Origin of the sequence: Pseudomonas sp. 5Ae-yellow (genome assembly GCF_014077575.1) — a bacterium.
Lineage (GTDB): Bacteria > Pseudomonadota > Gammaproteobacteria > Pseudomonadales > Pseudomonadaceae > Halopseudomonas > Halopseudomonas neustonica.
The window spans coordinates 1-24,499 of the sequence record NZ_JACGWE010000034.1 but is presented as its reverse complement, the minus strand read 5'-3'; the positions used below and the strand labels follow the sequence as shown (position 1 = coordinate 24,499).

Here is a 24,499-nt window from a genome sequence, read left to right as displayed (position 1 = left end):
CCACCGGCTCAGCGGGTAACGGTTGCTTGCTGGTACGGATGGGAGTACTGTTTGGCCCTTGAAAACATCAGGTTTTTACCTGATTTTGGCTCTCCACCCTGTGGTCATGGCTTTAGCCGCGCTCCATGACAATGACGTAGGGACTCTATGCAGCTTCCAGGCACGACACTGCTGGTGATTGACGACGATGATCACGTTCGGCAGCGCATTTCAGCGCATATGGAACGTGGTGGATATGATGTCCTGCAGGCCAGAGATGCCAGCGAGGGGCTTGCGATCTTCAATGCGCAGCGCCCGGGCCTGGTGCTGTGTGATCTTCACCTGGGTGATAATAGTGGTTTTGCCCTGGTTCGCGAGATCACCGAGCGCGATCAGGATATGCCGGTTATTGTCATATCCGCCGACGGCGTCATGGCTGATGTGGTTGAAGCGCTGCGCCTGGGTGCCAGCGATTATCTGATTAAACCCCTTGATGATCTGGTTGTTCTTGAGCACGCCGTGGCCCGCTCGCTTGAGCGCTCTCGCCTGAGTTTGGAAAATCAGCGTATTAGAGAGCGTCTTGAACGTGCTAATCGCGAGCTCGAAAACCATCTCAAGGAATTGCGTGATGACCAGGCTGCCGGCCATCAGGTGCAGCTGAACATGCTCCCGGCATCGCCTTGGGCTAGTGGCGAGTACCGCTTCGAGCACCGTTTGATCCCCTCGCTTTATCTGTCTGGCGACTTTGTTGACTACTTTCGCGTGTCCGACAGTCAGCTGGCCTTTTATCTGGCGGACGTCTCCGGGCACGGATCTTCCTCTGCCTTCGTGACAGTGTTGCTCAAGTTCATGACCACGCGTTTGATGTATGAGCAGCGTAAGGCAGAGAGTTCTGGCCGTATCGAATTCAAGCCTTCCGATGTGCTTAGCCATATCAACCGCAGCCTTATTGCCTGTAATTTGGGCAAGCATGTCACTATGCTGGGCGGTGTGATTGATGAGCAGCAGCAAACCCTGACTTACAGTATTGGTGGGCACTTGCCGTTGCCGGTAATTTTTGCTGATGGCGAGGCGAGTTACCTGCAAGGCAGGGGACGGCCGGTTGGTTTGTTTGAAGACGCCGAGTATCAGGACGAGGTGATTGACTTGCCAGCGCAGTTTAGTCTGGCGCTATGTTCGGATGGCGTGTTGGATTGCCTTGAAGGTACTACGCTGAAAGAGAAGGAGGCGCGGCTACCTCAGTTGTTTGCCGAGTCAGGTGGCGCGTTGCGTGGGTTGATGGCTGGTTTGGGTATCGACCCCAACAAGACCATGCCCGATGATATTTCCGTTTTGGTGTTAGGCAGGAACGCAGAATGATGACTACTGGCAAGATCCAGTTTGCGGAATCGCAGGGCACCTTTGTACTCAAGTTCATTGGTGACGTCAGGCTGACGCTGTGCGCGGCGCTGGATGCCTATATCGAAAAGATTTTCAGTGTCTTGAGCTTTGAGTCGATTGTGATTGATCTGACTGAAACCGAAGGCATAGACAGTACCTCGCTTGGCTTGCTGGCCAAACTGTCGATCCTGTCCAAGCAAAAGGTGGGATTTCTACCGACGCTGGTGTCCAATCACGATGATATGAATCGTCTGCTGCAAAGCATGGGCTTTGATCAGGTATTCAATATCGTGCCGGAAACTACGCCGACCTGCGCCGAATTACAGGATCTGCCTGGGCAGATCCTGTCTGAAGACAAGGTCAAAAAGAAGGTGCTCGAAGCGCATCATATTTTGATGCAGCTTAATGAGAATAACCGCGAAGCCTTCCGTGACCTGGTCAGCGCACTGGAATCAGACGCCTGATTCCAGTCGAGCAATAACCAGTTTTTCCAACTTGACCTGATCGGCAGCAAAGGCGCGTATGCCTTCTGCCAGTTTCTCTGTGGCCATAGCATCTTCATTATGCTGCCAGCGGAAGCGACTTTCATTCAAAATATCGCGTTCATCTACCTGCCCGTTGGTCAGCAGCGAGGAGGGCGTTAATACGCCGTCCTCATCCTTCAGGCTCTGCAATAACGCGGGACTGATGGTGAGTCGGTCACAACCGGTCAACGCCTCTATCTGTCCCATATTGCGGAAGCTGGCGCCCATGACAACGGTGTTATACAGATGCTTCTTGTAGTATCGGTAAATTCGCGCGACGGATTGCACGCCTGGATCATCCAGGCCGCTGAAATCGCGCCCTTCCTGTTTTTTGTACCAATCGTAGATACGACCCACGAAGGGTGAAATCAGAAAAACACCAGCGTCGGCGCAGGCCTTGGCCTGAGCAAAGGAGAAGAGCAGGGTGAGGTTGCACTGAATGCCTTCTCGCTCTAGCTCAGCCGCGGCCTGAATGCCTTCCCACGTGGAGGCGATCTTGATCAGAACGCGGTCGCGAGTGACGCCTGCACGTTCATAGCGCTCGATTAGCTCAATGGCTTTTTTCAGCGTTGCAGGGCGATCAAATGACAGGCGTGCATCTACCTCGGTTGAGATGCGGCCAGGGATCAGCTTGATGATTTCACTACCGACCGCAACGGCAAAGCGATCGCAGGCTTCGGCTACCGGATTGGTAGCGCTCCTGGCGTCAGCTATTACCTGATCAAGCAAAGGGCTGTAGCTTGGCTGCTCTGCCGCCTTCAGCAGCAGGGAGGGGTTGGTAGTCGCGTCTACCGGCTGCAAGGTGCGAATGGCTTCAATGTCGCCAGTGTCGGCGACGATCAGCGTGTGTTGTTTAAGACTTTCCAGTTTTGAGCTCATGGCATTCCGTATGCGTCGACAGATTGCCTTGACCTTACCTCAAGCGGGCTGACGCTCGCAATCGCGTGGCTGCTGGCGCAGTGTCATATCGTCCAGTAACTGATCATAGAGCGCCAGTGGCTGATCGGTCTTATGAATGGCACTGCTTAGCTGGCGCCGGAAATGCCGTGCACCGGGTAAGCCTTGAAATAGTCCAAGAATGTGCCGCGTAACGTGATTCATAACGCCACCCTGCTCGATGTGGCGGGCGATGTAGGGTCGCATCCTGGCCATAATCTCAAGACGGGATAATGGCGGGGTGTCGTCCGCGTAGAAACGATGATCAACCTCAGCCATCATATAGGGGTTGTGGTAAGCCTCACGTCCGACCATGACGCCATCGAGATCTTGTAAATGCTGCTGCATCACCTCTAGGTCGGTCAAACCGCCGTTAAGCAGGATTTCCAGCTGTGGAAAGTCACGCTTCAACTGGTGTACTACGTCGTATTTCAGTGGAGGTACGTCGCGATTCTCTTTAGGTGACAGCCCCTCAAGGATGGCAATTCGCGCATGCACAGCAAAGGTGGTGCAGCCAGCCTCATGTACCTGCCCAACGAAATCACAGAGCTCTGCGTAGCTGTCGCGGCCGTTAATGCCGATGCGGTGTTTAACCGTCACCGGTATTTGGCAAGCGTCGCGCATGGCTTTGACGCCATCGGCAACCAATTGCGGGTGGCCCATCAGACAGGCGCCAATCAAGTTGTTTTGCACCCGGTCGCTAGGACAGCCAACATTCAGATTTACTTCAGCAAAACCTGCCTGCTCGGCTAGCGCCGCGCACTGGCCCAATTCATCGGCATTACTGCCACCGAGCTGCAGCGCAAGCGGATGCTCCTCAGGGTTGAACCCCAGAAAGCGTGAGCGATCGCCATGGATAATGGCGCCGGTGGTCACCATCTCGGTATATAGCAACGCATGGCGCGTGATCAGCCGGGCGAAGTAACGATAATGCCGGTCAGTCCAATCCATCATCGGCGCAACGGAGAAGCGGCGATTGGGCTCGGGGCGCGTGGTTGCTGGGCTGGATGGTTGGTTTGGGTGCATTGCTGGGTGCCTGTTTAGTGCTTGTTTGCTGCCGTTTTCACGTGCTTTTGACAGGCGCCGCGAAATCACTGCGCACAAAAGCGGAAAATCGAGTTACCCAGTGCAACTCCGTAACGGTTGCCGGGGTTTGCTAGTTTATCAGGAAAGCGCGTCTTTTGACTCCAGGCTGGCTGGTTCAACGTATTAGCAGTCCAGTGGGAGCGAGTGGCTTTAGTGTTAGCAGTGGTGCTGTGTTTTGGGCTGCCAGAGCCGGATGGTGCGGCCTGACAGCCCACTAGCCTGTAAACCCGCTAGTAGTGGTTTTATCACTGGTCGAGCTGACGAGGCAAAGACAGCTTATTGGCGCTTGCTATCGATATCGACCAGTGTGCCGTCGACGAAGCGAAGATAGCGATACATGCCGTTATTTGGACCGTAAACCCAGCGCTCTACTGTAGCTCCGCCCTCTAGGAGGTTGCCGTCCGCATCCGTGGCAGGGTTGGTGACTGAGGAGTTCACCGGCTTGCCGCACTTCAGCTCAACTTCCAGTGTGGTATCTCCTTCGGAAACCAGCCCGTTGTCACAGCGCAATCCTGCGCTGGCAGAGAACGAGAACGCGGTCATTGCCAGCGCTATACAGATGTTGGTGGTTTTTCTCATGTGTTTGGACTCTCCCTGTTTTAAATCATTTTTTATCCGTCTTACTTTGCCCACTTTGCCCACTTTGCCTAACTTAGCAACACAATCTGGATATTGCACTTGGCACGTTATTCCCGTTGTAAAAGGATATGAGTTACGTGGGGCTGACGGTGTTACCTATGACCCAGGAATAGCTGAGTTATATCCCGCCGAGCGGAGGTTTTTTTGCGTCCGGCAGGACTGATACGGCAAAAAAGTGGTGCGCGCGCTGTTATTCAAGGCGTTGTAGGGTGCCAGCTGAGGGCTCTTTCGGCACTGTTCTCGGGCGTGACCTTATCTGTTATTCATACTGCTGATGACATGCTGATCATGCGGATGTCTATTGCTTCCGGTGATCAGGCAATTGGGTACAGACTGCGAGTAAGACCTATTAACGTTCGGTTTGTTTCTTTCAGCAAAGATGCGTACCAGAGCGGTTCTGGTCATTAGTCAGCGGCGAGTCTCGGCACAATAACAATAGAAGGTAGCTTCCCATGCAGCAGTCCCAGCAAGCCAGGAACGCCTGGCGGGTCCTCTTCCTGCTTTTCCTGGCCAATATGTTCAATTTCTTCGATCGTACCATCCCGGCCATCATCATCGAGCCGCTGCGCCTGGAATGGGATCTGAGCGACTTTCAGTTGGGGCTTGGCGGTACCGTATTTACCGTGGTGTATGCCCTGGCGGGTATTCAGCTAGGGCGCATGGCCGACGTCGGCTCACGGCGCAAGATCATGGGCTGGGGGCTGGTTGCCTGGAGTGGCTTCACAGCAATGACGGGCGCTGCCTGGAACTTCTGGAGCTTCCTGCTGATTCGTATGGGGGTGGGCATTGGTGAGGCGAGTTACGCGCCGGCGGCCAATTCACTACTGGGGGATCTGTTCCCGGCACACAAGCGCGCCCGCGCCATGGGCATATTCATGCTCGGCTTGCCACTGGGTCTGCTGCTTGCGTTCTTTACCGTAGGGGCGATGGTTGAGGCTTTCGGAAGCTGGCGCGCGCCTTTCTTTATTGCGGCGCTGCCGGGTTTGCTGCTGGCGGTGTTCATCTTCTTTATCAAGGAGCCAGCGCGCGGCGCTGCGGAAACCGTCAGGACTAGCACGGCCCCGGTAGCCAACCCGATCCGCAAGATCTTTGCCGTCCGCACCTTCTGGTGGCTGACCATGGCAGGGTTGGCCTACAACTTTGCTTCCTACGCCTGCAACACCTTCATGGTGCCCATGCTGCAGCGCTACTTCGATATGCCGCTACAGCAGGCCGCGGTCGCAACGGGTGTGATCGTTGGTGTGACCGGCCTGTTTGGCCTGACCCTGGGTGGTTGGGTGGCCGATAAGGTGCATCAGCGCTGGGCCACTGGCCGACTTTGGTTTGGCGCGATCAGTATGCTGATTTCTGCCTTGGCAACCGGTTACGCGTTAATGGCTGGCGAAATAGCGATTGGCGTTTTCGTCGCTGTGTTTGCCTTCGGCTGGCTGTTTTCTTACAACTACTTCACCAGCGTATATACCGCCATTCAGGATGTAATCGAGCCGCGTCTGCGCGCTACCGCAGTGGCGTTGTTCTTCGCCGGCTTGTACCTGTTCGGTGGCGGCATGGGCCCGCTGGTGGTGGGGCTGCTGTCGGACCATTTTGCTGAGGCAGCGCGCGTGGCAGCGGGGGCGGCCGAGATGAATGAGTCCTTCAAGGCGCAAGGGCTGCACGATGCCATGTTGCTGATTCCCGTGGCGCTATTGCTGGCAATGGCGGCGCTGATAGTGGCTTCACGCAGCTTCGTTGTTGACCGGCAGAAGATGGAAGCGACCATGGCGAGTGATGCGCAGCAACTGGATGACGACGATGCCGCAGCGCTCGGCGCAGGCGCATCAGCTTGATAGCACGTCGGCAGCGCAGTGGTGCGCTGCCTGTCCACGGCGCAATGTGAGGGGAGGGTGGCGGTTGTTCTAGCGGTCCCGTGCCTGAACCGCTAACGCGCGTAAAAGGTTGTCGATCTTAGTCAGTGTTTCCTGATATTCGGCGTCGACGTCCGAGTCCGCTACGATGCCACCGCCACCCCAGCAATACACCTGCTGATTAGCACAGACCAGGCTGCGAATGGCGATGTTGAGATCCAACTGACCTTCGCAGCCAATGTAGCCCACGCTGCCGCAATAAAGGCTGCGCCGCACGGGCTCCAGTTCTTCAATGATCTGCATGGCGCGAATTTTTGGTGCGCCAGTGATCGAGCCGCCCGGAAAGGCACTTTGCAATAGATTGATAGCATCGCACTCGGGGCGCAACTGGCCGGTAATACTGCTCACCAGATGGTGTACGTTAGGGTAGCTTTCCAGGCTGAAAAGTTCAGGTACACGAATGCTACCGGGTAAGCAGTTGCGCCCCAGGTCGTTGCGTAGCAGATCTACGATCATCAGATTCTCCGCTCGATCCTTGCTGCACTCCTGCAGCTCACGTGCCAGGGACAGGTCCTGTTCTGTGGTGCTTCCGCGTGGTCGGGTGCCTTTGATCGGGCGCGTTTCCACGTGGCCGTCGCGGACTTCAATAAAGCGCTCAGGGGACAGGCTGAGTAGCGTTGCTTCCGGCGTTTCGAGATAGGCTGAAAAGGGGGTCGGCGAGGCTTCGCGTAGCTGTGCATAGGCACTCAGTGGGTCCCCGGCAAAGCCGGTGCTGAAACGCTGCGCCAGGTTGATCTGGTAACAGTCACCAGCCTGAATGTAGTCCTGAATACGCGTGAAAGCAGCTGCGTATTCAGCGCGCGATTGCTCTGCTTTGAATGGCGCGCGCAGATAAAACGCGGTGGGCAGAGCATGAGATCGGCGCAGGCAGTCAAGCAGCATCTGTTGGCGCTGGCTGTCGACATGGGGGTGACACACCAACCAACTGCGCTGCGCGTGGTGATCGGTCACCAGGCTCCAGTCGTATAAGGCAAAGCTGAGGTCGGGTAGGGTAATGTCCTGCCTGGCGATACTGGGCAGCATCTCCAGTTGGCGGCCGTAATCGTACGCCAGGTAGCCAATGGCGCCGGCACCAAAGGGTAATTGGCGATCCTCAGGCCAGGTGGCTGGACCTAGCTCGCGCAAGGCTTCACGCAGGCTGTTCAGGGTTTGTGTGGCATCGCCGTGCGGTGTAATGCGGCGCAGAGGGCCAGCACTGAGGATGCTATAGCGACCAAGGTGGGTGCGATTATCCGCTGAGTCCAGGAGTACCGGCTGACCCAAGCCCCTGACAGCGTTTAGCCAGGGAATGGGGTCCGGTTGGTACTGCAGTTCGCTGAGACGATACTCAGGCATGCCGTTGCACGTTCGCCTTCATGCTGACTCGGCGGTGCTGTTGTCTGCGGGAGGCGTGCGGTCGAGGTTTTTCGCAAAGTGTTTCTGCGAGAAGGCGACCCGTTCTTCTGCGTTCTCGGTCCGTCCTTCTTTTTTCAGTCTCGCCAAGTGATGCTCGACAGCGTGGCAGCGCGCGGTAAGGCCTGCGTCGTTAGCAATCTGGATATTCAACCCTGGTCGGGCGTTCAGTTCCAGAATCAGCGGTCCTTGGTCCTGGTCCAATACCAGGTCTACGCCGATATAGCCCAGACCGGATAACTCGTAGCAGGAGGCGGCCAGACGCATGAAACCATCCCAGTCAGGCAGCTGAACGCCATCTACCGGGTTGGTGGTGTCCGGATGCTTGCTGATGATCTTGTTCAGCCAGGTACCCTTGAGTGTCATGCCGCAGCCCAAATCGACACCTACGCCAATGGCGCCCTGGTGCAGGTTGGCCTTGCCGCCTGACTGGCGCGTCGGCAGACGCAGCATGGCCATCACCGGGTAGCCCATCAGACAGATAATGCGGATATCCGGCACACCTTCGTAACTGATGCTCTTGAAAATCTGGTCCGGGCTGACCCGGTACTCGATCAGTACGCGATCACGATGGCCGCCGAGCGAATACAGCCCCGACAGGATACTGGAGATGTGATGGCCAATTTCGTCGCGGCTGATGATTTTGCCCGAGACCGTTTTAAACATACCTTCAAAGCGGTCGGCGATGACGATGATGCCGTCGCCGCCGGCGCCCTGAGCTGGTTTGATGACAAAGTCGTTATGATTGGCGACGATGCTGTCAAAGGTATCAAAATCTTTTTCGGTCTCGATAATGCCGTACATTTCCGGTACGTGAATGCCGGCGGCAATAGCGCGCTCCTTGGTGAGGATCTTATCGTCCACCACCGGATACAGGTGCCGCTTGTTGTACTTGAGCACATAGTCGGCATTGCGACGGTTGATGCCCATCACGCCGTTGTCGGCCAGCGCTTTCCAGGTTTTCCAGAAGAACATGTCGACTCCTCAGCCCTTGTTAAGCGCCTTGAAGCGCACAAGTTCGGTCAGGCGGTAACCGCGGTAGCGACCCATGGCAAGCATGAAGCCAACCAGAATCAGCAGTACGGCCGGGAAGGTGAAGACGAAGTAGGTCAGCTCCGGAATGCTCATCAGCAGGTGCGCCAGGGTGGCCGCAATCATGGTGCCTACTGCCGCTTTCAGCGATTGACCGGCACCGCGCTCTTCCCAGGTGATCGACAGACGTTCAATGGTCATGGTCAGAATCACCATCGGGAACAGCGACACAGCCAAGGCTTTTTCCATACCCAGTTTATGGCTGAACAGGCTGATCGCAGCAATAACCAGCACCACAAAGGTCAATACGACCGATAGGCGCGGCAGCATCTGCAGTTTCAGATGTTCGAGGTAGGAGCGCAGTGACAGACCCAGGGCGGTAATCAGCGTAAAGAGTGCGATACCCCAACCGATCTCGGTTTCACGGAAGGCAAGGGCGATCAGTACGGGAGTAAAGGTGCCCAGGGTTTGCATGCCGATCAGGTTGCGCAATACCAGAATAACCAATACCCCAATCGGGATCATGATCATTACCTGATAGACGCGCTGGGCCTGCAGTGGCAGACCATACAAGGAGTATTCAAGCAGGGCTGATGCGCGGTTTTCGGTGGTTAGCTTGGCCAGACGCAGCGCATTCATTTCGCTGTTGGTGACGGTCAGGGTTACGTTGCTTTGACGCCCGCCTTCAACTGCCAGCAAGGGCTGGCTACCGGTCCACCAAACGAGGCGGTTATCAGGCATACCCTGTTGCCCGGTTTCCGGGTGGAAGTACAGCCAGCGTTCGCCGTTGTAGCTGCGTAGCCATAGCTCGGGGCTTTGCGCATCGGTATTCTCCAGGCGAATGGTGTGGACCATTTCCAGCGGGATGCGCGCGTTGGATAGCAGCAGGTCGATAACGCGGGCTTTATCCATGGGGCTGGTGCCACCGTTCAGCAGCAGCTTGACGTTATCGTCGGTGATGTCATTTACCCGGCGAATGGTTTCGCTGATAAAGGTTTCAATATCAGCCGAATGCTGGCGAATAGGATTGATCAGCGCATCGGCGGCGACTTGCTCCGGCCCTTCTAGTGGGATCGGCTGACGCGGCGCTGGTGGGGCGGCTTTGGCTGGCTCTTCGCTGTAGCGCTTGGTAAGTACCAGGCGATAGTAGAGCGTTTGGGTGCCGCTACCGCGGCGCGATGACCAGGTGACGCGACGGTTGCCGTTCTGGCTGTTTACGCTGACGCCGTAGTTGTTTGAAATAAAGCTTTCATTAAGGCTGACGTACTCTTGATTCAACGGCGGTATGTAAAACTGCGCTTTCAGCGGGGTGCCGGGAGACGCTCTGAATTCGACTTTGGCATCCAGGCTCCAGATGTCGTCGGTTTCGTCTTCGGTAACAGGAATATCAAGGAAGTAAATTTGATAGCCGGTAATAAGGATGCCCAGACTGACCAAAACGGCGATCAGGATTTTCAGGTGCAGATTTATTGATTGCATAGTTCTCTCAACGTCTGTTGTAAGTCGGCGTTGCCCTGAAAATCTGGCAGAGGCTCGGCACGCTGGCGGCATATTAGCATGACCCTGCGCTGCCTCGTAGAGGCTGCGTACAGGTTATGTGCGGTGTATTGCAACGTCGCTTTTTAGCGATTGTCGACAATCCTGTCGCTACCATGTCACCAGCCTGGGCTGGCGACTACGTTATTCCAGAATAGACTATCCAATGCCTTGCGTATTGTTGACAATGCGCTGATTAAGGGCGCAAAATTCAGACGTTTTCTCGTTTCTGACTAAGGATTGTCTACAATTGACTGAAGTTGAACTGGAAGAACCCACTAAAACCCTGTCTGACGGAGCCTTTCGCCAGATTCAGTCCGCTATTGTCAAAGGCGACATTGCCCCCGGCACGCGTATCAGCGAGCAATATCTATCAACCACCTTTGGTATTGGCCGCGGCCCGCTGCGTGAGGCTATTCGTCGGCTCGAGGGTCGCCGTCTGGTGGTACGCATTCCGCACGCCGGAGTGCGGGTGGTGTCGTTGAGCTACGAGGAGCTGATCGAGCTGTACCACGTGCGTGAAGCACTTGAAGGCATGGCTTGCCGGCTGGCAGCGCAGAATATGAGCGATGAAGACATTCAGGCGCTGCGTGACGTACTGGCCATGCACGAGCAACACAGCGGCCTCAAGGAAAACAAGTCGTACTATCAGCAGGAAGGTGATCTGGATATTCACTTTCTGATCGTTCAGGGCAGCAAGAATCGCACGCTGAGCAATATGCTCTGTGATGAGCTTTATCACCTGGTACGCATGTATCGCTACCGCTTCTCGACCACGCCCAAGCGACCGCAGCAGGCGTTTGCCGAGCACCACAATATTATTCAAGCCATTGCCGATCGCGATGGCGAACTCGCGGAAATGCTGATGCGCCGACATATCAGCGCATCTCGCCGCAATATCGAGCGCCGTATGCAAGAGCAGGGCGACTCCGTCACTTCCTCAGGAGGGAAAGTCTGATGCAGAAAACCCCAGGTCAACGTTTCCGCGACGCCATTGCTGCAGAGCAACCACTGCAGGTTATTGGTGCCATTAACGCCAATCACGCGTTGCTGGCCAAGCGCGCTGGTTTCAAGGCGATTTATCTCTCCGGTGGCGGTGTTGCCGCCGGGTCCCTGGGTATGCCTGATCTGGGCATCAATACCCTGGAAGACGTGCTGATTGATGTGCGCCGTATCACCGATGTATGTGATCTGCCGCTGCTGGTCGATATCGACACCGGCTTTGGGCCGAGCGCCTTCAATATCGAGCGTACGGTTAAAAGTCTGATCAAAGCGGGTGCCGGTGCGGCGCACATCGAAGATCAGGTAGGTGCCAAGCGTTGCGGTCACCGTCCCGGCAAGGAGATTGTCTCTACCGAGGAAATGGTTAATCGCATCAAGGCGGCGGCGGATGCCAAGACTGACCCCAGCTTTTTCCTGATTGCGCGTACCGATGCTATTCAGGCAGAAGGTGTTGATGCCGCCATCGAGCGTTGCAAAGCCTATGTTGAAGCGGGTGCCGATGGGATCTTCGCAGAAGCAGCCTACGACCTGCCGACATATGAGCGCTTCGTTAAAGAGCTGAATGTGCCGATTCTGGCGAACATCACCGAGTTTGGCGCAACGCCCTTGTTTACCCGCGATGAACTTGCCTCTGTGGGTGTCGCTATTCAGTTGTACCCGCTGTCAGCCTTCCGTGCAGCCAATAAAGCGGCGGAAAACGTCTACACCAGCATTCGCCAGGAAGGTCATCAGCAGAACGTAGTCGATAGCATGCAGACTCGTGCGGAGTTGTATGACCGCATCGGTTATCACGCGTTTGAAGAGAAACTCGACGCGCTCTTTGCCGCCGGCAAGAAGTAACTTTTTATTTAGCTGATCATCTAGCCTAGCCCCGCTCCTTCCGTGCGGGGCCGCTGCACATTACAAGAACGATCCGTGAGGAGACTAACGCCATGAGCTCTACCCCCGAGAATCCAGCGCCAGCTTTCAAGCCCAAAAAATCCGTCGCCCTCAGCGGCACCGCCGCCGGTAATACTGCGCTATGCACCGTTGGCCGCAGCGGTAATGATCTGCATTACCGTGGCTACGATATTCTGGATGTTGCCAACACCTGTGAATTTGAAGAAATCGCGCATCTGCTGGTGCATGGCAAGTTACCTACCGTTTCCGAGCTTGCCACCTACAAGGCCAAGCTGAAAGCGCTGCGCGGTCTGCCTGCGTCGGTCATGGCCGCGCTGGAGCAGCTGCCGCCGTCGGCCCATCCTATGGATGTGATGCGCACCGGTGTGTCAGTGCTGGGCTGCGTGTCGCCGGAGAAGGATGATCATAACCATCCGGGTGCCCGCGATATTGCCGACAAGCTGATGGCGTCTTTTGGTTCCATGCTGCTGTACTGGTATCACTTCAGCCACAACGGCAAGCGTATTGATGTGCAAACCGACGACGACTCCATCGGTGGTCACTTCCTGCATCTGCTGCACGGTGAGAAGCCCCGTGATTCCTGGGTGCGCGCTATGCACACCAGTCTTAATCTGTACGCAGAGCATGAGTTTAACGCGTCTACCTTTACCACTCGCGTGATCGCCGGCACGGGTTCTGACATGCATTCGTGCATTGCTGGCGGCATTGGCGCGCTGCGTGGTCCCAAGCACGGTGGCGCCAACGAAGTCGCCTTTGAAATCCAGAAGCGCTACGACAACCCGGATGAAGCCGAGGCGGATATCCGCGCCCGCGTTGAAAAGAAAGAAGTGGTCATCGGCTTCGGGCACCCGGTGTACACCGTGTCTGATCCGCGCAACAAGGTGATCAAAGAGGTCGCGCGCGAATTGTCCGAAGAGCAAAGCAATACCAAGATGTATGACATCGCCGAGCGGCTGGAAACCATCATGTGGGATATCAAGAAGATGTTCCCCAACCTCGATTGGTTCAGTGCTGTCAGCTATCACATGATGGGCATCCCGACCGCCATGTTTACGCCGCTGTTTGTGATTGCGCGTACTTCCGGCTGGTCCAGTCACGTGATTGAGCAGCGTATCGACGGCAAGATTATTCGTCCAAGCGCCAACTATGTTGGCCCTGAAGATGTGGCCTTTGTGCCGCTCAAGGATCGTAAGTAATGAACAGCCAATACCGCAAACCCCTGCCGGGCACGGCACTGGATTATTTCGACGCCCGTGAGGCAGTCGATGCGATCAAGCAGGGCGCCTGGGCAAAGCTGCCCTACACCTCGCGGGTTCTCGCTGAGCAACTGGTTCGCCGCTGCGCCCCAGCCGATTTGACGGCGTCACTCAATCAGTTGATCGAACGACAGACCACCCTGGACTTTCCCTGGTATCCGGCGCGTGTGGTATGCCACGACATTCTGGGCCAGACCGCGTTGGTGGATCTGGCCGGGCTGCGCGATATTATCGCCGAGCAGGGCGGTGATCCGACCAAGGTCAATCCCGTGGTGCCTACTCAGCTGATTGTTGATCACTCGCTGGCCGTCGAGCACCCCGGCTTCGAGCCGGACGCTTTCGCCAAGAACCGGGCAGTAGAAGACCGCCGCAACGAAGATCGCTTCCACTTCATCAACTGGACCAAGACGGCGTTCGACAACGTTGATGTGATTCCGCCTGGCAACGGCATCATGCATCAGATCAACCTGGAGAAAATGTCGCCGGTGGTGCAGGTGCGTGATGGCGTTGCCTTTCCGGATACCTGTGTGGGTACCGATAGCCACACGCCCATGGTTGATGCGCTGGGCGTCATCTCCGTTGGTGTGGGTGGATTGGAAGCCGAGAACGTAATGCTCGGCAATCCGTCGATGATGCGTCTGCCCGAAATTGTCGGGGTCGAGTTGAGCGGCAAGCTGAAGCCGGGCATTACCGGTACCGACCTGGTGCTGGCGCTGACCGAATTTCTGCGCCGCGAGCGCGTGGTGGGTGCTTATCTGGAGTTCTTTGGTGAGGGTGCCAACAGCCTGTCGCTGGGCGATCGCGCGACCATCGCCAACATGACGCCCGAATACGGCGCCAGCGCGGGTATGTTCTTTATCGACAACCAGACCATCGAATACCTCAAGCTGACCGGCCGTGAAGACGAGCAGGTCGCGCTGGTCGAGCAGTACGCAAAAGAGGCCGGTTTCTGGGCGGATACGCTGCAAGAGGTCGATTATGAGCGCGTGCTGCGCTTTGACCTGTCCACGGTTACCCGCAACATGGCCGGACCATCCAATCCGCACGCGCTGCTGCCGGTGTCCGAATTGAGCAGTCGTGGTATCGCCAAGCACTGGGATAGCGAAGAGGGTTTGATGCCCGATGGCGCGGTAATTATCGCCGCTATTACCAGCTGCACCAACACCTCCAATCCGCGCAATATTATTGGTGCCGGTCTGCTGGCGCGTAATGCCAATCGCCTGGGTCTGCTGCGCAAGCCTTGGGTCAAGAGTTCGCTGGCGCCCGGCTCCAAGACGGTGAAAATGTATCTGGAGGAGTCCGGCCTGCTGACGGAGTTGCAGCAGCTGGGTTTTGATGTGGTCGCCTTTGCCTGTACTACCTGTAACGGTATGTCGGGCGCGCTGGACCCGGTGATCCAGAAAGAGGTGATCGAGCGTGATCTTTACGCTACCGCCGTGCTCTCGGGTAACCGCAATTTTGACGGGCGTATTCACCCCTATGCCAAGCAGGCCTTTCTGGCCTCGCCGCCGCTGGTAGTGGCCTACGCGATTGCCGGTACCATCCGCTTCGATATCGAAAAGGATGTGCTGGGGTATGACCAGCAGGGCAACCCGATTACTCTGAAAGACATCTGGCCAGCTGATGAAGAGATCGACGCCATCGTCAAATCGGCGGTCAAGCCCTCGCAGTTCCGTGAGGTCTACATTCCGATGTTCGACATCACCCGCGAGACTGAGGCAAAAACACCACCGCTGTACGACTGGCGCCCGCAAAGCACCTATATTCGCCGCCCCCCTTATTGGGAAGGCAATATGGCCGGTCAGCGTGAGATGAAAGGCATGCGCCCACTGGCGATCCTGCCGGACAACATCACCACCGACCACCTGTCACCGTCCAACGCCATCCTGCTGGACAGCGCAGCCGGTGCCTACCTGCACAAAATGGGTTTGCCTGAGGAAGACTTCAATTCCTATGCAACGCACCGTGGCGATCACCTAACAGCGCAGCGCGCGACGCTGGCCAACCCCAAGCTATGGAATGAAATGGTCACCGACGAGCAGGGTCAGCCGATTCAGGGGTCGTTGGCGCGGGTCGAGCCGGAAGGCAAGGTGTTGCGCATGTGGGAGGCAATCGAGACCTACATGGAGCGCAAGCAGCCGCTGATCATCATCGCAGGCGCCGACTACGGTCAGGGTTCATCCCGTGACTGGGCCGCCAAGGGTGTGGCGCTGGCAGGTGTAGAAGTGATCGTCGCTGAGGGCTTTGAGCGCATTCACCGCACTAACCTGATCGGCATGGGGGTAATGCCTCTGCAGTTTGAAGAAGGCACCACACGCAAGACCTTGGGGCTCGACGGCACCGAAATCTTCGATGTAGAAGGCACTCCCGCGCCGCGCAGCATGCTAACGCTGGTGATTCATCGCAAGAATGGCGATGTCGAGCGCGTGCCAGCACTCAGCCGCCTGGATACCGCCGAAGAACTCTCGGTGTATTCCAGTGGCGGCATCCTGCAAAAGTTTGCCAAAGACCTGTTGGCCGAAGCGGTATAAACAGAGCTCCGGCAAGGCCGGGGCTTTTGTTTACGCAGTTGGTTTGGACAAGCGCGATAATCTCGCCCATATGCACGGACCCACAGTCCCCATCTAGGCGGGCGAGTAGCGCAGGGCGGTCGGGATAAAGCCCGAGGACTGTCTGAGCGAAGCGAGTTCCGCAGGGCCCCGGCAGGCCGAGCAACGCAGCGAACCCGAAGGGCCGCATAGTCGGGGTGTCCTAGGGGTTGTTAGGGGAAATGGACAAGCATTTCCCCTGACTCGCCATAAAGGCGAAACCAAAATATGAGTAACTTACCCATCGGTATCACCTGTCACCGTGCCCAGTGACACCACCGTTTCAGGAGTAACCAGCATGTCCAATGCACCCCAAATCCGCATCCCCGCCACCTACATGCGTGGCGGCACCAGCAAAGGCGTCTTCTTTCGCCTGCAAGACCTCCCCCAAGACTGCCAGACCCCAGGTGCAGCGCGCGACAAGCTCTTCCTGCGCGTGATCGGCAGCCCAGACCCATACAGTGCCCACACCGACGGCATGGGCGGCGCCACCTCCAGCACCAGCAAATGCGTGATTCTGTCTGCCAGTAGTCAGCCCGACCACGACGTTGATTATCTTTATGGCCAGGTCTCGATCGACAGCGCCTTTGTCGATTGGAGCGGTAACTGCGGCAACCTGTCGACCGGTGCTGGCGCGTTCGCCATTCATGCTGGACTGGTTGACCCTGCCCGTATTCCCGAGAACGGCACCTGCGTAGTGCGTATCTGGCAGGCCAATATCCAGAAAACCATTATCGCCCATGTGCCAGTCAGCAATGGCCAGGTGCAGGAAACCGGTGATTTCGAACTGGACGGTGTGACCTTTCCAGCTGCTGAAATCGTACTGGAGTTTATCGATCCTTCCGATGATGGCGAAGAGGGTGGCTCCATGTTTCCCACGGGTAATCTGGTGGATGAACTCGAGGTGCCGGGTATTGGTACTTTCAAGGCCACCATGATTACCGCCGGTATCCCCACGGTATTCGTCAACGCCGAAGATATTGGCTATAAGGGCACTGAGCTGCGTGAGGATATCAATGGCGACCCTGCCGCACTGGCGCGTCTGGAGGCTATCCGCGTGGCCGGGGCCTTGCGTATGGGGTTGATCAATGCGCCGGAAGAAGCGCTCAAGCGCCAACATACGCCCAAGGTCGCCTTTGTTTCGACGCCCAAGAGCTATCGTGCGTCCAGCGGCAAGGAGATCAAGGCCGCCGATGTCGACCTGCTGGTGCGCGCGCTGTCCATGGGCAAGCTGCATCACGCCATGATGGGTACCTGTGCGGTAGCCATCGGCACCGCCGCGGCCATCCCCGGCACGCTGGTGAACCTGGTCGCCGGTGGCGGCGAGCGAACCGCTGTGACCTTCGGCCACCCCTCAGGCTCGCTTCGGGTAGGTGCGGAGGCGCGTCAAATAAAAGGGGAGTGGAACGTGACCAAGGCGGTGATGAGTCGCAGTGCGCGAATTCTCATGGAAGGTTGGGTGCGGGTGCCGGGCGATGCACTTTGAGTTGATGCTGCCGTCTTGTTAAGCCTCTGAGCGGTGTTGTCGGTCAAGCTGCCCAGTCAGTTGCACTGATGGTCGCAGCTGATTGGGCGTGCTGGCGCTACTTCAACTGCGTGCTAATGTATCGGATTACATTCACTCGATAGGGAGTTCGTCATGAATCTGGACTTGGTTGGTAAGCGAGCGTTGGTATGCGGCGGCAGTCAGGGACTGGGTGAGGCCTGCGCCTATCAGCTTGCGGAGCAGGGTGCCGAGGTGGTGCTGATGGCGCGCTCTGCTGATAAATTGCAGGCCATCTGCACCCGTCTGCCAGCCAGGCATGGGCAAGAGCATGGTTTTCTTGCCGTAGATGCATACGATAGTAAGGCGCTTGCCGAGGTTGTCGGGTTTGAGCTGGAGCAGGGTGGTGCTATTCATATCTGGCTTAATAATACCGGTGGTCCCGCGCCAGGACCGGCCAATAGTGCAGATCCGCAAGAGTATGCCGATGCTTTCACCCAGCATATGGTCAGCGCTCAGGTGCTGCTCCAGCTGCTCCTGCCGGGCATGCGCGAAGCCGGTTACGGCCGCATCCTCAATGTGCTCTCTACTTCGGTGAAGCAGCCAATCGCTAACCTGGGTGTCTCGAATACCATTCGTGCGGCGATGGCTAATTGGGCGAAAACTCTGGCAGCCGAGCTGGCCATTGACGGTATCACCGTCAATAATCTGCTGCCCGGCCTGACCAGCACTCCGCGCCTGGATAGCCTGATTGCGCATTCGGCCAAGGCCAGTGGTAAAACGGTTGAACAGGTGACTCAGGTCATGCAGGCAAGCATCCCGGTTGGTCGCTTTGCCGCGCCTGAGGAGTTTGCTAATGCGGCAGGGTTTCTGGCCTCACCCGCGGCGGCCTACATCAACGGCATCAACTTGCCGATAGATGGCGGTAAAACCGGTAACCTGTAACGCAAACGCCCGGCATTGAGCCGGGCGTTTTACTTATCGCTGCGCTGGGTGTCAGCTGTGCAGGTGAGCACAGGCGTGCAAGGTGTTTTCCAGTAGGCAGGCGCGGGTCATGGGGCCAACGCCACCGGGTACCGGAGTAATCCAGCTGGCGCGCTCGGCAGCAGCGCCGAACTCTACGTCACCGACCAAGCGACCATCTTCCATGCGGTTGATGCCTACGTCGACCACGATAGCGCCGGGTTTGATCCACTCACCTTTAACCAGTCCAGGCTTGCCTGCAGCGACCACAACCAGATCGGAGCGGCGCACGTGGTCTTCAAGGCTCTTGGTAAAGCGGTGAGTGATCGTGGTAGTGCAGCCGGCCAGCAGCAGCTCTAGCGCCATCGGGCGGCCGACGATGTTGGATGCACCTACCACGGTGGCGTCCAGGCCATAGAGGTCGACCCCTGTGCTCTTCAGCAGCTTGATGATGCCCATGGGCGTGCAGGGGCGCAGCAGCGGCATACGCTGCGCCAGACGGCCAATGTTGTAGGGGTGAAAGCCGTCCACGTCCTTATCGGGGCGAATGCGCTCAAGCAGCTGTGACGCTTCTAGATGCGCTGGCAGTGGCAGCTGGACCAGAATGCCGTCGATCTCCGGATCATCGTTCAGATCATCAATCAGCTGCAACAGTTGCTCTTGCGTGGTGCTGGAGGGCAGATCGTGCGAGCGGGAAATAAAACCGACCTCGTCGCAGTCCTTGCGCTTGTGTGACACATAGACTTCGGAAGCTGGGTCGCTACCGACCAGGATCACTGCCAGGCCCGGCAGGCGAAGGCCTTGGTTTTTTCGTTCAGTGACCTGGCTGGCGATATCCTTGCGGAGGTTGGCGGCAATCTGCTTGCCATCAATGAGTTGGGCGTTCATGGGGTTCCTGACGCAGAAAATATTCCGCCTATTGTCGCATGGCAGGGTAGCGGGGCAAAAGACCGATCATGGTCGATTGCCAGAAAAGGCCAATAAGTTGGGTGCGGCCTGCCTTTAGGAGCCATTGAGTGCGTTAAGCTACTCATCTGACTAAAAAAATTGCTCTTTGACGTTGACGTGGAGGGGCGCGCTAAGTATTATTTGCCCCGCTTCACAAACACAGCGATACCGGTTTGGAAGGTGACCAGGCTCCACCGAATGATTGTCACAAAAATCATTCGGACATGCCGATGATGTTTCATCATCTACCATGTGCAACAGGTGCCCGTAGCTCAGCTGGATAGAGCATCCGCCTTCTAAGCGGATGGTCGCAGGTTCGAGTCCTGCCGGGTGCGCCATTGCGCGAAGGTGTGGAATGTTGAAGTGAATAGTGGTGGGTGTAGCTCAGTTGGTAGAGCACAGGATTGTGACTCCTGTTGTCGTGGGTTCGATCCCCATCATCCACCCCATTATTCTGTAAAACGCCAGGCTTACGGCCTGGCGTTTTACTATTAGCTTTACGCGGACGTGGTGGAATTGGTAGCAGGATAAAAGTACCATCTGATGTACGTCCTCAAAGCCACCGGATCTACTGGGTGTTAGCTTAAAAAGCAATATGTACATGTACATTGCAGTTTGGGCGGGTTTTAAAGGGCCATGTACCCCTAAAAATGTACATAAATATCATATGCGGATGTGATGGAATTGGTAGACATGCAGGTTTTAGGTACCTGTGCCGCGAGGCGTAAGAGTTCGAGTCTCTTCATCCGCACCATTCCCAGATTTATTTTTCATACCTAACTCCTCTCAGTAGACTTCCTTTAGGTCTATTCGCTTAATCCTCTTTTTGTGTAGTGCTTTCAGTCAGGCCATCTGTGTAGCTTTATGAGCGCTTCTAAGTAAGCGTACTGCAATCACACCTTAATACCTTGCCCTTATGACACCATCGCCGATGGTCAGCGTTATCGGGTGATTGAGTCGCTGGTGAAAAAGCCTCGCGCCTTCCGCCATGCCCAGTGGCGTGACGACCTGTTACCCAGCGACGATTACCAGCGTATCTGGCAGCATGTCGATGCAGCCTTGAATGCGGACAAGGCCTGCCTTTACGTCGTAAGGCTGCTGCACCTGGCCAAGAAGAGCGACCGCGAAAGCGCCTTGGGGCGTTATGTGCTCGCCGGTATTGATCGCGGCAAACTCCCCAGCCTGCTGGAGTGTGAGGACCTCTTCCTGGGCTTGAATCTGGCCCTGCCGGCTATGGTGATCCATCAGCATGCACTGGCCGACTACCAGGCACTGCTGCGCACAGGAGGCTGCCATGAATGACTTGATGGCCTCCCTGCCGTTGATGCTGAAACACCTGCGCCTGGGCAGCATCAAGGATCACTGGCAACCTCTGGCGGACAAGGCTGTGACGGAACACTGGCGTCCGGAACAGTATCTGAGCGAGCTGTGCGCTCTGGAGCTTGCCTCCCGAGAAGACAAGCGCTTGCAGCGCTATCTGAAAGAAGCCGCGTTACCGCCCGGCAAGCAGTTGGGCAGCTTTAACTTCGGCGTGGTGACCGGGGTGACTAAACCCCACATCAGCCAACTGATTAGCCAGACTGAATGGGTGAAGCGCGGTGACAACCTGTTGCTGTTCGGTGCCAGCGGAATCGGCAAAACCCACCTGGCCAGCAGCATCGGTTACGGCCTGATCGAGGCCGGCATCCGGGTCAAGTTCGTGGCCGCCACGGCGCTGGTCCAAAGCCTGCAACGCGCCAAAGAAGGACTGCGTCTTAGCGATGCTCTCGCCCGTCTCGACAAGTATGACGTGCTCATCATCGACGACCTGGGCTATGTCCGGAAAACCGAGCAGGAAAGCAGTGTGCTGTTCGAGCTGATTGCCCATCGTTACGAACGCCTCAGGCTGGTCATCACATCCAATCAGGACTTCGAGCACTGGGACAAGCTCTTCGAAGACACGATCATGACCGTCGCCGCCATCGACCGGCTGGTCCACCACGCCACCATCCTTCAGTGCATGGGGGAAAGCTACCGGAGGAAAGCCTCACTCACAAAGCAGACCGCGTAGGCTCACAGACAACCGGCCAAGCTAATTGACGCTGGACCGGACAAGATAGTTGGCGCTAGATACCCTTGGAGAGGCCACAGGCTGGAGGAATGCGCTCGTGACTCAGACCTGCTTCGTATTTGAGGCGCAAGACCTCGATGATTTGACGCATAGGAATCTTCGCTGCCGGCATCCGCTTTTCCTCGTGGAAAAAAGGAGAGGCTATGCCGGATAAGGTTGAAGAATCCGATGTTGGCCGTTTGGGCTGCCGAGTTTTCAGCACCTGCGCACGGATCTCGCCACCGTCCCTGTTAGGCCATCACCTTCCTAGGCTAGATCGACAGTATCCGCTTGGGATCAAACCCTGTGCTTTCTTCATCTGGATATCCCCTGGGATTACAGACCACTCGGGTTCCGGCTATTTCATAATCCACAGCAGTATGTGAGTGACCGTGCATCCAGAGTGCTACGGTTTCACCGTCCATAAGGTCATCCCAAGAATTTGCATAGGCAGCGTCGAGCATCCCCCCTGCCTGAGAGTTATCTTCCAGTGACCGGAGGCTAGGCGCGTGGTGTGTGATCACGACGGTGGGCCCGTCATGCGGTTTGTCCAAGCTTGCGCGCAGCCAGTCACGGGTCATTCTCGACTGCTTGACCAGGTCAGAGGGTTTGATCCGGCTGTAATTGCCAGTGCGGATTTTGCGGAAATCATTCATCAGGTCCTGGGCATTCCTAGAAGCGGCAGGGGCGCAGCCAGTAGACGCAAAATCAGTCCACATTGTGGCTCCGAGGAATCGGACTCCTTGAATGATGACTTCCTCTCGATCTAGGACATGCACCCGATCATCCTGGCCTGCACGCATTTTTTCTAAAGTGTTCGTGAGGTGCCCACCATAGTATTCATGATTGCCGGGCACATAAATTACCCGGCCCGAAAATGTCCGTTTTGCCCACTCGAGACCACGAGCTTTAACGTCAATGTCTCCCGCCAGTATGGTCACGTCAGCGTCCAGCACTTCCGGCGTGTAAGGTGCAAATTCCAGATGTAAGTCTGAAAGTAAATGAATTCGCATAATCATCTCACCTGAATTGCTCGTGGTTCATTATCAGAAGCGAGTCCGCCCAACAGCATCTCTAATGGTGCGCTTGCGCACGAAGAGCCTAAGACTAGAAATTGCTGAGGATGGACCGCACACAGATGAATAGTATACTGTTCATTTAGTCAGGGAGAAGAAGATATGACTGCGGTGAGCATGAAGCATCAAGGCATGCTCGGCAGAGACAGTCGCACGCCTGCTGTGCCGCCGCCTGACGCGGCCAAGCAACGACTTAAGCCCGGACTAACCTCTCTGAACCTCGCAAGGCATCAAGCGGCGCCAGGGGATCACTTTGAGTAATGCGAGACAGAACGTTCGGTGGGTAATGTACGCAATCGAGGGCCACAACTGACCAAACTTCCAATCTCTAACGGCAATTCCCCGCCTTGCGACACCTCGCCGACGCCGCTTCAGGCTCCGATTTAAAAGGCATCCGATTTTGCGCTGAGATTTGACTGTAACTAGGGCAACCTTGCCGCAAATGGTAACCGTTGTTGTTCCAGTTACCGATGATGGCGCCATTCACTGCTCCTGAAGCAGTGGGGACGGGCAGGCGTGAAGCCGCTGGTTCCTCATTCTCTCAAGAGTTAGGTCTCCACAAAGCCTGGTGTGATTCACCAGCAGCAGTACGTTGCATGAAAAATATAGTCAGCTGCTTGGGTCCCCCTGAACAATTTTTCTTTGATTACGTACTGATTCTTAACCCATACACTTCCATCGCCAAGTGCTTTATCCACGATAGTTGGGCTGAGGTTCTACCCCGATAAGGGGGTCAGTTTTGAACCGTCGTTGACAGTAAAGCTCAAGCTAAAATTTGGTCTCAAGCAAAATGTATAGAACCGGCATCCAAGTAAGGGTAGCTCTCGTGCAGTCAGTATCCCTAAAAAAAGCCGACCGCCTGAACTCAGAATAACGGCCGACTCCCTTAATTCAGCGCGGGCTACTCGACCCATGCCTCCACAACGTCAGATCCGTGCTTCTCTTTCCAGGCTTTCAACGTTTTCTGATTTCCACCCCTGGTTTCGATTACCTCGCCGGTGTGAGGGTTTTTGTATCTCTTGACCTTGCGCGCTTTACGGGCACCCGGAAGCGCTGGGGTATCTTGGGGGGAAAGGATCTGGAGCACTTCCGACATAGTCATATCGTACTTCTCGATCAATGCCTTAATCTCTTCTTCAAATTCGACCTCACGTGCCAGCTTGGAATTCGCCTGCATCTTGCGCTGCTTTTCCTCAAGCTCACTGATTTCTCGTTGTAGGGCCCGATACTGTGCTAGTTGTGACATAAAAACCTCTATCTTGATTACGAATAAAATGAATGGGCGGGCTCAGATTGAGCCTTCGGTAGCGCGTCAATTCCCCTGAAAAAAAGAATGGCCTCAAGCGATATTATTTTACAGTGCCGGACTCCTTTGAGATTGCCAATCAGGATTGAACCGAGCCCGTTTGCAAATTGAATCGTCCTAGTTTTGCAGACACACCCATTGCCTGCTCTCGGCCTCAGGCAGACACGATTGGCGGGTATCGGCCAAAGGCGGCCGTGCTGCCAAGTAAATCTGTACGATGATTCTGTGTACTGAGCGTTTCCCTGTTCCCCCTGATACGATGATACATCGATAACGAAGGCAGGGAGGCGTATGTTCAATCTACTCAAGCTGCTCACTGATAACAGCCTGTCTCTCACCGGCGACATGGAGGAGTGAACCGCCCCGGGTTTCGCGGAGGCTGTTTGGTTTAAGTCAAGCCGCCACCTTGGAAGCCTGACTGGCTAGTTGCCGATAGTAGTTTGCCTCAGCCTCTGCGGGCGGTATATATCCGATGGGTTC

General features: G+C 56.2%; 20 protein-coding genes and 3 tRNA genes. 14 read left to right on the top strand and 9 right to left on the bottom strand.

All coding sequences use genetic code 11. The features are described 5' to 3' along the window. The first annotated feature begins 147 nt into the window (after positions 1-147). Complete coding sequence (locus tag H4J77_RS15620; RefSeq protein ID WP_123889007.1) at positions 148-1,338, top strand: PP2C family protein-serine/threonine phosphatase; 1,191 nt, start codon at positions 148-150, stop codon at positions 1,336-1,338. After that, positions 1,338-1,823: an anti-sigma factor antagonist RssC gene (rssC, locus tag H4J77_RS15615; RefSeq protein ID WP_123889048.1), complete on the top strand. Its 486-nt coding sequence runs from the start codon at positions 1,338-1,340 to the stop codon at positions 1,821-1,823. The genes H4J77_RS15620 and rssC overlap by 1 nt, the downstream gene beginning before the upstream one ends. Here the strand turns inward: rssC and tal are convergent. The 3 genes from tal to H4J77_RS15600 form a co-directional block, all read right to left on the bottom strand. Continuing rightward, on the bottom strand, positions 1,812-2,762 hold the full coding sequence (gene tal, locus H4J77_RS15610) for a transaldolase (RefSeq protein ID WP_123889006.1): 951 nt from the start codon (positions 2,760-2,762) through the stop codon (positions 1,812-1,814). The two genes, rssC and tal, sit on opposite strands and share 12 nt — an antisense overlap. Positions 2,763-2,801: 39 nt before the next feature. Beyond that, positions 2,802-3,845 (bottom strand): tRNA dihydrouridine(20/20a) synthase DusA, encoded by a 1,044-nt coding sequence (gene dusA / locus H4J77_RS15605; RefSeq protein ID WP_123889005.1) that lies wholly within the window; start codon positions 3,843-3,845, stop codon positions 2,802-2,804. A 336-nt stretch (positions 3,846-4,181) separates the two neighbouring features. Further along, positions 4,182-4,484, bottom strand: a complete 303-nt coding sequence (locus tag H4J77_RS15600; protein WP_123889004.1) for a DUF2845 domain-containing protein — start codon at positions 4,482-4,484, stop codon at positions 4,182-4,184. Between the two features lie 512 nt (positions 4,485-4,996). Between H4J77_RS15600 and H4J77_RS15595 the strand changes: the two genes are divergently transcribed. Further along, the gene (locus H4J77_RS15595; protein WP_123889003.1) at positions 4,997-6,370 is read left to right on the top strand and encodes an MFS transporter; all 1,374 of its coding nucleotides are present in this window, start codon (positions 4,997-4,999) and stop codon (positions 6,368-6,370) included. Between the two features lie 69 nt (positions 6,371-6,439). Here H4J77_RS15595 and pabB read toward each other — a convergent pair whose 3' ends face one another. Genes pabB through H4J77_RS15580 form a run of 3 tightly spaced genes read right to left on the bottom strand, consistent with a single transcriptional unit; the run spans position 6,440 to position 10,351 of the window. Further along, positions 6,440-7,783, bottom strand: a complete 1,344-nt coding sequence (pabB, locus tag H4J77_RS15590; RefSeq protein WP_123889002.1) for an aminodeoxychorismate synthase component I — start codon at positions 7,781-7,783, stop codon at positions 6,440-6,442. Positions 7,784-7,801: 18 nt separating this feature from the next. Continuing rightward, complete coding sequence (locus tag H4J77_RS15585) at positions 7,802-8,815, bottom strand: alpha-L-glutamate ligase-like protein (protein ID WP_123889001.1); 1,014 nt, start codon at positions 8,813-8,815, stop codon at positions 7,802-7,804. 9 nt (positions 8,816-8,824) lie between these two features. Then, positions 8,825-10,351 (bottom strand): inactive transglutaminase family protein, encoded by a 1,527-nt coding sequence (locus H4J77_RS15580; RefSeq protein ID WP_123889000.1) that lies wholly within the window; start codon positions 10,349-10,351, stop codon positions 8,825-8,827. A 307-nt stretch (positions 10,352-10,658) separates the two neighbouring features. Here H4J77_RS15580 and H4J77_RS15575 point away from each other — a divergent pair, with 307 nt between their 5' ends. The 6 genes from H4J77_RS15575 to H4J77_RS15550 all read left to right on the top strand — a co-directional run bounded on the left by H4J77_RS15575 (position 10,659) and on the right by H4J77_RS15550 (position 18,582). Then, complete coding sequence (locus H4J77_RS15575; RefSeq protein WP_235869661.1) at positions 10,659-11,366, top strand: GntR family transcriptional regulator; 708 nt, start codon at positions 10,659-10,661, stop codon at positions 11,364-11,366. Next, on the top strand, positions 11,366-12,250 hold the full coding sequence (gene prpB, locus H4J77_RS15570) for a methylisocitrate lyase (protein WP_218565737.1): 885 nt from the start codon (positions 11,366-11,368) through the stop codon (positions 12,248-12,250). Before H4J77_RS15575 ends, prpB begins: the two co-directional genes overlap by 1 nt. 92 nt (positions 12,251-12,342) lie before the next feature. After that, positions 12,343-13,506 carry a 2-methylcitrate synthase gene (prpC, locus tag H4J77_RS15565; RefSeq protein WP_123888997.1) on the top strand — a complete coding sequence of 388 codons (1,164 nt, stop codon included), beginning with the start codon at positions 12,343-12,345 and terminating at the stop codon, positions 13,504-13,506. Further along, entirely contained in the window at positions 13,506-16,097 is a 2,592-nt protein-coding gene (gene acnD / locus H4J77_RS15560; protein WP_123888996.1) for a Fe/S-dependent 2-methylisocitrate dehydratase AcnD, read from the top strand. The genes prpC and acnD overlap by 1 nt, the downstream gene beginning before the upstream one ends. Before the next feature lie 355 nt (positions 16,098-16,452). Beyond that, the gene (gene prpF / locus H4J77_RS15555; protein ID WP_123888995.1) at positions 16,453-17,640 is read left to right on the top strand and encodes a 2-methylaconitate cis-trans isomerase PrpF; all 1,188 of its coding nucleotides are present in this window, start codon (positions 16,453-16,455) and stop codon (positions 17,638-17,640) included. 153 nt (positions 17,641-17,793) lie between these two features. Continuing rightward, a complete protein-coding gene (locus H4J77_RS15550) occupies positions 17,794-18,582 on the top strand; it encodes an SDR family oxidoreductase (protein WP_123888994.1) in 789 nt (262 codons plus the stop codon). Between the two features lie 51 nt (positions 18,583-18,633). Here H4J77_RS15550 and folD read toward each other — a convergent pair whose 3' ends face one another. Next, the gene (folD, locus tag H4J77_RS15545) at positions 18,634-19,488 is read right to left on the bottom strand and encodes a bifunctional methylenetetrahydrofolate dehydrogenase/methenyltetrahydrofolate cyclohydrolase FolD (protein ID WP_123888993.1); all 855 of its coding nucleotides are present in this window, start codon (positions 19,486-19,488) and stop codon (positions 18,634-18,636) included. 321 nt (positions 19,489-19,809) lie between these two features. Between folD and H4J77_RS15540 the strand changes: the two genes are divergently transcribed. The 5 genes from H4J77_RS15540 to istB all read left to right on the top strand — a co-directional run bounded on the left by H4J77_RS15540 (position 19,810) and on the right by istB (position 21,598). Continuing rightward, positions 19,810-19,886 (top strand) — tRNA-Arg (locus H4J77_RS15540). A 35-nt stretch (positions 19,887-19,921) separates the two neighbouring features. Continuing rightward, positions 19,922-19,997, top strand: a tRNA-His gene (locus H4J77_RS15535). A 220-nt stretch (positions 19,998-20,217) separates the two neighbouring features. Beyond that, a tRNA-Leu gene (locus H4J77_RS15530) sits at positions 20,218-20,302 on the top strand. A gap of 209 nt (positions 20,303-20,511) precedes the next feature. Beyond that, a complete protein-coding gene (locus tag H4J77_RS15525; protein WP_182249334.1) occupies positions 20,512-20,850 on the top strand; it encodes a hypothetical protein in 339 nt (112 codons plus the stop codon). Next, positions 20,843-21,598 carry an IS21-like element helper ATPase IstB gene (istB, locus tag H4J77_RS15520; RefSeq protein WP_182249332.1) on the top strand — a complete coding sequence of 252 codons (756 nt, stop codon included), beginning with the start codon at positions 20,843-20,845 and terminating at the stop codon, positions 21,596-21,598. Before H4J77_RS15525 ends, istB begins: the two co-directional genes overlap by 8 nt. A gap of 311 nt (positions 21,599-21,909) precedes the next feature. On the opposite strand, the gene H4J77_RS15515 is transcribed toward istB, so the two are convergent. Then, a complete protein-coding gene (locus H4J77_RS15515) occupies positions 21,910-22,650 on the bottom strand; it encodes a metallophosphoesterase (RefSeq protein WP_182249330.1) in 741 nt (246 codons plus the stop codon). A gap of 964 nt (positions 22,651-23,614) precedes the next feature. Continuing rightward, a complete protein-coding gene (locus H4J77_RS15510; protein WP_182249328.1) occupies positions 23,615-23,959 on the bottom strand; it encodes a histone-like nucleoid-structuring protein, MvaT/MvaU family in 345 nt (114 codons plus the stop codon). Between the last annotated feature and the right edge of the window lie 540 nt (positions 23,960-24,499).

Coding starts and splice junctions, on each gene's coding strand:
- H4J77_RS15620 (WP_123889007.1), top strand. CDS start 148: ATGCAGCTTCCAGGCACGACACTGCTGGTGATTGACGACGATGATCAC.
- rssC (WP_123889048.1), top strand. CDS start 1,338: ATGACTACTGGCAAGATCCAGTTTGCGGAATCGCAGGGCACCTTTGTA.
- tal (WP_123889006.1), bottom strand. CDS start 2,762: ATGAGCTCAAAACTGGAAAGTCTTAAACAACACACGCTGATCGTCGCC.
- dusA (WP_123889005.1), bottom strand. CDS start 3,845: ATGCACCCAAACCAACCATCCAGCCCAGCAACCACGCGCCCCGAGCCC.
- H4J77_RS15600 (WP_123889004.1), bottom strand. CDS start 4,484: ATGAGAAAAACCACCAACATCTGTATAGCGCTGGCAATGACCGCGTTC.
- H4J77_RS15595 (WP_123889003.1), top strand. CDS start 4,997: ATGCAGCAGTCCCAGCAAGCCAGGAACGCCTGGCGGGTCCTCTTCCTG.
- pabB (WP_123889002.1), bottom strand. CDS start 7,783: ATGCCTGAGTATCGTCTCAGCGAACTGCAGTACCAACCGGACCCCATT.
- H4J77_RS15585 (WP_123889001.1), bottom strand. CDS start 8,815: ATGTTCTTCTGGAAAACCTGGAAAGCGCTGGCCGACAACGGCGTGATG.
- H4J77_RS15580 (WP_123889000.1), bottom strand. CDS start 10,351: ATGCAATCAATAAATCTGCACCTGAAAATCCTGATCGCCGTTTTGGTC.
- prpB (WP_218565737.1), top strand. CDS start 11,366: ATGCAGAAAACCCCAGGTCAACGTTTCCGCGACGCCATTGCTGCAGAG.
- prpC (WP_123888997.1), top strand. CDS start 12,343: ATGAGCTCTACCCCCGAGAATCCAGCGCCAGCTTTCAAGCCCAAAAAA.
- acnD (WP_123888996.1), top strand. CDS start 13,506: ATGAACAGCCAATACCGCAAACCCCTGCCGGGCACGGCACTGGATTAT.
- prpF (WP_123888995.1), top strand. CDS start 16,453: ATGTCCAATGCACCCCAAATCCGCATCCCCGCCACCTACATGCGTGGC.
- H4J77_RS15550 (WP_123888994.1), top strand. CDS start 17,794: ATGAATCTGGACTTGGTTGGTAAGCGAGCGTTGGTATGCGGCGGCAGT.
- folD (WP_123888993.1), bottom strand. CDS start 19,488: ATGAACGCCCAACTCATTGATGGCAAGCAGATTGCCGCCAACCTCCGC.
- istB (WP_182249332.1), top strand. CDS start 20,843: ATGAATGACTTGATGGCCTCCCTGCCGTTGATGCTGAAACACCTGCGC.
- H4J77_RS15515 (WP_182249330.1), bottom strand. CDS start 22,650: ATGCGAATTCATTTACTTTCAGACTTACATCTGGAATTTGCACCTTAC.
- H4J77_RS15510 (WP_182249328.1), bottom strand. CDS start 23,959: ATGTCACAACTAGCACAGTATCGGGCCCTACAACGAGAAATCAGTGAG.